This window comes from Ruegeria sp. CE9 (assembly GCF_056537425.1).
Map to the genome: position 1 here is coordinate 1 of NZ_JBQFRO010000058.1, position 1486 is coordinate 1486.

The window sequence follows — 1486 nt, forward strand, 5'->3', positions numbered from 1 at the left end:
ACAAACAAATATGATCGACAGGGTTTGGATGGCGAATTCATAGTAATCGACGAAGAGTAAAAACAAGAAAGACGTCGCCACGATGCCCGCGACCTTGTAGGAATTCGACAAAAGCTTGGCCACCAAGATTAAAAGCGGCACCAAAATCCACCACGGCATTTCCACAAACAGCGTTAAAGCGCCCTATATCATCAGGATCACGCGCAATGAGCGACAGAATTGAAGCAGATTACCTGATCGAAACCCCGATTGACCCCGCCCGCGCCGCCGCCGTGATGGCGGGCGAGCAAAGCGCGGGCACCTTTGTAAAAGTGCCGGCCGAAACGCCAGAACTACAGGCCCGCGCGGGGGCCCAAGTGGTTTCCCTAACTCCGCTTGATGCAACCGACAGCCCAAGCTTGACAGGCGGGCAGCAGGGCACGCGCTATCAGCGCGCCAAGGTCACACTCAGTTGGCCCTTGGATAATATCGGCCCCGATTTACCGAACCTCATGGCTACGGTCGCGGGCAATCTTTTCGAATTGGCGCAATTCTCAGGGCTACGTTTGCTGGATATCCGCCTGCCGCGCGCATTTGCGGATGCCTATTCTGGCCCAAAATTTGGGATCAGCGGCACCCGTAAATTGGCAGGGGTTGTGGTTGGCCCTCTGATTGGCACGATTATTAAACCCTCTGTCGGGCTTGACCCGCAGGAGACTGCCAAATTTGTCGGCACACTTGCCGAAGCGGGCATTGATTTCATCAAGGATGATGAATTGCAGGCCAATGGCCCTGCCTGCCCCTTCGAGGAGAGGGTGAGCGCGGTGATGGATGTCATCAACGCCCATGCCGACCGCACTGGTAAAAAGGTCATGTATGCCTTCAACCTAACAGGCGAAGTCGATGAGATGCGTGCCCGACATGATTTTGCCCTCTCAAAAGGTGCAACTTGCGTGATGGTCAGCCTCAATTCGGTCGGCGTGGCGGGCTTCTTGGGCCTATCACGGCATAGCGCGCTGCCTCTCCATGCTCATCGCAACGGATGGGGATATCTCAGCCGCGCCGAATTGTTAGGATGGGACTATGCAGCATGGTCGAAAATCTGGCGCTTGGCGGGGGCAGATCATATGCACGTCAACGGCCTCCAAAACAAATTCAGCGAAAGTGACGCAAGCGTCATCGCCTCGGCCAAATCTTTGCTCACCCCACTCTTTGGTGATGCACCCTGCATCCCGATGCCCGTCTTTTCATCGGGCCAATCCGCGCTGCAACCCCCTGAAACCTATCGCCACCTCGGCCATGCAGATTGCATTTATGCAGCAGGAGGTGGGATTATGGCCCACCCTGACGGGCCGCGTGCAGGTGTCGCGGCATTGCGGCAATCGTGGCAAGGGGCGATTGCGGGCATCCCCGCCGCTGATTACGCCAAATCCCATCCCGAGCTTGCCCGCGCGCTAAAGGCCTATGCAAAATGACACTTCCCGATGGGCCATTAATTGCCTTTTTG

The 1486-nt window shown here is 56.3% G+C and carries 1 protein-coding gene; it reads left to right on the top strand.

Features of this window, described 5'->3' with window-relative positions; all coding sequences use genetic code 11:
* The first annotated feature begins 206 nt into the window (after window positions 1-206).
* Window positions 207-1454 (top strand): ribulose-bisphosphate carboxylase large subunit family protein, encoded by a 1248-nt coding sequence (locus ACR0B3_RS23920; protein ID WP_480811230.1) that lies wholly within the window; start codon window positions 207-209, stop codon window positions 1452-1454.
* Window positions 1455-1486 lie beyond the last annotated feature (32 nt).

Coding starts and splice junctions, on each gene's coding strand:
- ACR0B3_RS23920 (WP_480811230.1), top strand. CDS start 207: ATGAGCGACAGAATTGAAGCAGATTACCTGATCGAAACCCCGATTGAC.